This window comes from Bradyrhizobium sp. LA6.1 (genome assembly GCF_040547805.1).
Lineage (GTDB): Bacteria > Pseudomonadota > Alphaproteobacteria > Rhizobiales > Xanthobacteraceae > Bradyrhizobium > Bradyrhizobium barranii.
Genome location: NZ_JBEPQK010000049.1, coordinates 1 through 5,206 on the forward strand (window position 1 = coordinate 1; position 5,206 = coordinate 5,206).

At 62.0% G+C, this 5,206-nt stretch carries 3 protein-coding genes and 5 pseudogenes; 3 read left to right on the forward strand and 5 right to left on the reverse strand.

Features of this window, described 5'->3' with window-relative positions; genetic code table 11:
- Nucleotides 1–188, reverse strand: a pseudogene (locus ABIB99_RS44610) (hypothetical protein); the annotation flags it as partial.
- Here ABIB99_RS44610 and ABIB99_RS44615 point away from each other — a divergent pair.
- Together ABIB99_RS44615 and ABIB99_RS44280 are read left to right on the forward strand one after the other, a co-directional pair.
- Nucleotides 187–336 (forward strand): annotated as a pseudogene (locus ABIB99_RS44615) (PhnD/SsuA/transferrin family substrate-binding protein); the annotation flags it as partial. The pseudogenes ABIB99_RS44610 and ABIB99_RS44615 sit on opposite strands and share 2 nt — an antisense overlap.
- 60 nt (nt 337–396) lie before the next feature.
- Nucleotides 397–1,350, forward strand: a pseudogene (locus ABIB99_RS44280) (Mu transposase domain-containing protein); the annotation flags it as partial.
- A 270-nt stretch (nt 1,351–1,620) separates the two neighbouring features.
- Here ABIB99_RS44280 and ABIB99_RS44285 read toward each other — a convergent pair.
- The 4 genes and pseudogenes from ABIB99_RS44285 to ABIB99_RS44300 all read right to left on the reverse strand — a co-directional run bounded on the left by ABIB99_RS44285 (nt 1,621) and on the right by ABIB99_RS44300 (nt 4,607).
- Nucleotides 1,621–2,133 carry a hypothetical protein gene (locus ABIB99_RS44285; RefSeq protein ID WP_354182263.1) on the reverse strand — a complete coding sequence of 171 codons (513 nt, stop codon included), beginning with the start codon at nt 2,131–2,133 and terminating at the stop codon, nt 1,621–1,623.
- A gap of 66 nt (nt 2,134–2,199) precedes the next feature.
- Entirely contained in the window at nt 2,200–3,009 is an 810-nt protein-coding gene (phnC, locus tag ABIB99_RS44290; protein WP_247457907.1) for a phosphonate ABC transporter ATP-binding protein, read from the reverse strand.
- Nucleotides 3,010–3,061: 52 nt separating this feature from the next.
- Nucleotides 3,062–3,706, reverse strand: a pseudogene (locus ABIB99_RS44295) (thiamine pyrophosphate-binding protein); the annotation flags it as partial.
- Between the two features lie 310 nt (nt 3,707–4,016).
- A complete protein-coding gene (locus ABIB99_RS44300; RefSeq protein ID WP_247457906.1) occupies nt 4,017–4,607 on the reverse strand; it encodes a phasin family protein in 591 nt (196 codons plus the stop codon).
- A 396-nt stretch (nt 4,608–5,003) separates the two neighbouring features.
- On the opposite strand from ABIB99_RS44300, the pseudogene ABIB99_RS44305 reads away from it, so the two are divergent.
- Nucleotides 5,004–5,206, forward strand: a pseudogene (locus tag ABIB99_RS44305) (transposase); the annotation flags it as partial.

Below are 5,206 nucleotides of genomic sequence, written 5' to 3' on the forward strand. Positions count from 1 at the left end.
GGTTTGGTCGCAAAGCCGACATCGGCAGGCACGTATGCGTCTTCCAGACGATCTGGATCGTCGGTCCATTCCTTCGGAAGATACAACGCGCGATCCGACGATTGGAAAGCCAAATATCCCGAGCTGACCTTCGCGGTCATTCCGGCGGAAAACGCCTCGGGCGTGACCGAGCGCTGGGCGCCGTTCATGAGCTATCTCTCCAAGGAATTGGGCGTGAAGGTCACGCTGCGCATCGCCAACGACTACGCCGCCGTCATCGAAGGACAGCGCGCCGGCAACATCCATATCGCCAGCTACGGCTCGGCCTCGTTCGCCCGCGCCCGCCTGACCGGCGTCAAGACCGACGCCTTCGCCAAGGACATCAACGCCGACGGCTCGACCGGCTACTACTCGGTGTCCCGCGACCGAGCGTTCGCCCTGTTCAAAGGCACCTGCACCCGTGGCATCTACGACAACATGAAGACCGCCGTAGAGACGATCTTCGTCGGTAAAGGGCGTCTCTACAATCGTCGCTTTCTGCAGATTTGCAGCCACTATCTGGTCGATCCGGTCGCCTGCACGCCGGCGTCAGGCTGGGAGAAGGAGCAGGTCGAGAACCAGGTCGGGCTGGTCAGGCAACGCTTCTTCACGCCGCGGCTGCGGTTCAAAAACCTCGACGAGTTGAACGCCTGGCTGCTCGACAAATGCATCGGCTACGCCAAGGCTCATCGCCATCCGGAGCTGGTCGATCAGACGATCTGGGACGTGTTCGAAGCCGAACGCCCCAAACTCGGTCCTTATGCCGGCCGCTTCGACGGCTTCCATGCGGTGACGGCGTCGGTCTCGAAGACCTGCCTGGTGCGCTTCGACAACAACAAGTACTCGGTCGCAGCCAGCGCAGTCGGACGCCCCGTCGAAGTTCAAGCCTATGCCGATCGCATCGTGATCCGTCAGGATGGACGTATCGTTGCCGAGCACCCGCGCCTTTAGTCGCGGCGATACTGTCTACGACCCCTGGCACTATGTGCCGGTGCTCGCCCGCAAAGCCGGCGCCTTGCGCAACGGCGCTCCGTTCAAGGACTGGGTGCTGCCGGCCGCGATCGAGCGGATCCGGCGCAGGCTTGCCAGCACCGATGACGGCAACCGGCAGATGGTCGACATCCTCAACGCGGTGCTGACTGACGGTCTGCCTGCGGTGGAAGCGGCCTGTGCCGAAGCGCTCAGTCACGGCGTCCATTCCGCCGCGATGTCGTGCTCAATATCCTGGCCCGTCAACGTGAACCCGCCCCACCGGCCAACATCATGACGCCGGCCGCACCGACGCTTCGTCATGCGCCGATCGCCGATTGTGCCCGTTACGACAACCTCCGGAACAGGCCATCGCCTCCGCAGCGTGCAAGGCTGGAAAGTTCCGACGGGTTGGCAGTACCGCTTGCGACGAGCGCAATTGTTGTGGTTACCGAAAAAGGACCTGAGATCGTATTAAAGATTGTCCTGCATTTTCCCGCTTCAGAACTTACACCTTAAGTTATCGCCGCATTTGCGCGCGCCGGTCGTCTGCTCTAATGTGCACTACCGATTGTGCGGGCGCCATTCATGTAGGCGCCGGCACTCGGAGAGAGCACTCAAATGTCAACGAGTTCACGGCTTATTGGCGTCCTCCGCACAGTCCTTCTTACACAGATTGATAAAGAACGACTGAGCATCAAATGAGATTCTGCCGTTGCTAGCGGCCGTATTGAACGCAGCGACGCAGGCGCGGCGTCCCGCACCCTCCATGCCAGGTTGCGCATTCAGGCGATAAACATAATTCTGCACATTCACTTTACAGATCATCGAGGGTTGCCCGTTCGCGAGCTTCAGAGTGTGACCCTCGGCATTCCAGGCCCCCGTCAGGTCTGATTTCCCCTCGCAGTTCGGGTTTCTGACCGTGATGTGCAGCTTGGTCGTTTCGTTGAAGGTGAGATGAATGTCGGGACTTCCCTGCGCCAACTCGCAGACCCAATGGTTACTCATGCCGAGACTCTTGCAGAGTCCGGAGTTGGCAGCGCTGCCGTAAAGCGTGAGCGCATCGCAAATCGGCGCAACGGCGGAGGCCGAAGTCGTGAACGCGAGCGCGGCGGCGCCGGCGAGGATGAGTCTGCGAGTGATCATGGTACCCTCTTCATCGGTTGGGGTCGGTTGACGCAAAAATTGGGCAACTAACAGGTATGCCGCGGCTCAGGCGGCCGCGGCCGTTCCGAGCGCCGGCACGCCCTCGGGCACCGGCACAGGCATTCCGCCCATGACGTCGGTGGCTTCGAGATCGTAGAGCTCGCGCGCGACGTGGTCGGTCAACTCGGCCGGCGCGCCGTCGAACACCACGCGACCCTGCGCCATGCCGATCAGACGGTCGCAATAGCTGCGCGCCAGATCGAGCGAATGCAGGTTGCAGAGTACGGTGATGCCGAAATGCTTGTTGATGCGCAGCAGCGCATCCATCACGATCTTGGTGTTGCGCGGGTCGAGCGAGGCGATCGGCTCGTCGGCGAGGATGATGTCGGGCTGCTGCACCAGCGCGCGGGCGATCGCGACACGCTGCTGCTGGCCGCCGGAGAGCTGGTCGGCACGCTGGGCGGCGAGCGAGGCGATATCGAACTGCTCGAGCGCCGACATCGCCAGCGCCTTGTCGTGCTCGGGCCAGGTCTGCGTCAACGAGCGCCATGCCGGCATCGTTGCGAGGCGCCCCATCAGGACATTGGTGAGGACGTCGAGCCGGCCGACCAGGTTGAACTGCTGGAAGATCATTGCCGATCGCGCCCGCCACTGCCGCAGCTCCTTGCCGCGCAGCGCCGTTACGTCGATGCCGTCGAATTGGATGCGGCCCTGCGTCGGCGTCACCAGGCGGTTGATGGTCCGCAGCAAGGTCGACTTGCCGGCGCCGGAGCGCCCGATCACACCGACGAAGCCGCCGGGGGAGATTTGAAACGAAGCGTCGTCCACCGCGGCTTTTGCGCCGAAGCGGCACGTCAGACCTTCAACGACCAGCATGCAGGGCTCCAGAGTAGCTGGAGGCCACCGCTAACGCTGGCGCTTGACAGTAGGTCGAACGCGGGCGGCTGGCCGCGGCCCCGGCCATGATCAGGGGCCGCTTCGCCGCCAGGATGATCTCGGCCGCGCGATCGAGGGCCGCGGGGTGCGCGACCGGGATTTCGATCGGATGGATCGGCACCATCGGCACCGCCTCGACCTCGGCACGGGCGATGTCCTCGGGCAACTCGAGCAGGACCGAGCCCGGCCGCTCCTCCATCGCGATGCGGAAGGCATCGCGCAACAGCGTCGGGATGCTTGGCGCGCTGACGATCTGACGCGCCAGCTTGGTCAGCGGCTTCATCGACCCGACCAGGTCGACGATCTGGAAGCGGGCCTGCCGGCTGCTCATGATCGCCTTCTGCCCGGTGATCATCACCATCGGCATCGCGCCGAGATGTGCATGGGCCGCGCCGGTCGAGAAGTTCAGCGCGCCAGGACCCAACGTCGAGAAACACACGCCTGGCCGCCCCGTCAGCCGCCCGTGCGTCGCCGCCATGAACGCCGCCGCCTGTTCATGACGGGTCAAGACCAACTGGATCTTTGAAGTGCGGAGCGACTCGACGAAGTCGAGATTTTCGTCGCCCGGCACGCCAAAGATGCGGTCAACGCCTTCATGCTCCAATGCAGCGACCAAAAGATCAGAACCCTTCACCATCTATCTACTCCCTATTGTCGATCGCCTCGTCCGCTTGGTTATGCGGCGCTTGATTGCAGCGCTCGCAAACTCCGACGTCGAGACCTCCCCGCCGAGATTGGCGGTCCGCACGTTGTCGACCTGCAACGTCTGCTCGATCGCGGTCCGTAGCTTAATTGCGAGATCGTTAGCTCACGAGCTGGCGCAGCACGTATAGCCCTCAGCCGCGGAGCGGATCGGGCAACCTGCGCCGCTGTTATCGGCCCCGCCGCCCTCAGCACGAGATTCAGTAAGTCGCGTGCCAAGCAAGCGCTGTCGCGCCCGAACCCCGCTAGGCAGCAGGCCAGTGAGTGTTTTTGGCCATGCGCTTTGCGGTCTCGTCGACCTTCGACATGATGCCGACCACCCGGCGGTTGCTCTCCACCAGACCCTGAACAGTTTCACGCAAGAATTCACTCTGCAGGACCGCGATCTCTGGGGGAGTTCGACAGGCCCAGAACTTCTTTATGCACGTCATCGTAATTTCCATTTGATGCCGAACGAACGCGCAATACTCTCGAGACATCTCGCTTGTCGCTTGAGTAACGGCGCTTGTGCATTGTAGCGTAGCCGCAGCGTTACCCGCCGACCGTTCGGTAGCCTGTAGGAGGCCGCTCCACAAGCCGGGGAGCGCGAACTGATCGGTAGAGCGGCCCATTGCGGCTGCCGTCATCTCCGATCTGACCCGCATGGCGTCTTGGAACGCCTCCGCATTTTGCCGGAGCAGTTCGGTACCGATGCGATTCATCTCCTGACCAGCCTCAACCGCCATTTCCCAGATGTGCTTCATCTGCTCGGCCGCACTTTCGCCGGTACGTCGAACTGCTTCGTCGACGGGCTCGGCGGTGTGGCTAGACCTGTTGTCGTGATCGTGCGTTGCCATGTTTATGGCCTCCAACTATTTCGGCTTGGGCCGACTTCTGTTCATCGCCCATCTCGATCCCACCATTACTCGGGTGCGGCGCTCCGCTTCCGGCGTGAATGACGGACTTATAGCAAATGCCATGCCAGCTCGCGGATCGCAAAGATCTAACGACAATCCAACGAGTTAAGAGAACCCCAACTAACAATGGCAATCAACAGCGCAGCTGATTTCGAACATACGTCAGGAATGCGACAGCGCGCCTTTGCAGCGTTGCGGCGCGAGGGTTAAAGAGGACAAGGAGCGAACTCGCAGCAGTTGATGTAGACGGCGAAATGCTCGACCGTCGCGAGTAGCTCGCCCGGCTCTTGCCAGTCTGGCCACGACGTCGGCAAGCTCGCGTACCAGACGCCTTAGGCCTCGTGCGGAGTGGCGCGGCAATACACTGGTTCGGCAGGGAAGATCACGAACTGCCAGATCGGCGTCTTCGCTACCTACGTTTCGCGTCATGGTCATGCGTTCATCGATCGCGCGTTGTATCTTCCGAAGGAATGGACCGACGATCCAGATCGTCTGGAAGACGCATACGTGCCTGCCGATGTCGGCTTTGCGACCAAACC

Coding starts and splice junctions, on each gene's coding strand:
- ABIB99_RS44300 (WP_247457906.1), bottom strand. CDS start 4,607: ATGGCAACGCACGATCACGACAACAGGTCTAGCCACACCGCCGAGCCC.
- ABIB99_RS44285 (WP_354182263.1), bottom strand. CDS start 2,133: ATGATCACTCGCAGACTCATCCTCGCCGGCGCCGCCGCGCTCGCGTTC.
- phnC (WP_247457907.1), bottom strand. CDS start 3,009: ATGCTGGTCGTTGAAGGTCTGACGTGCCGCTTCGGCGCAAAAGCCGCG.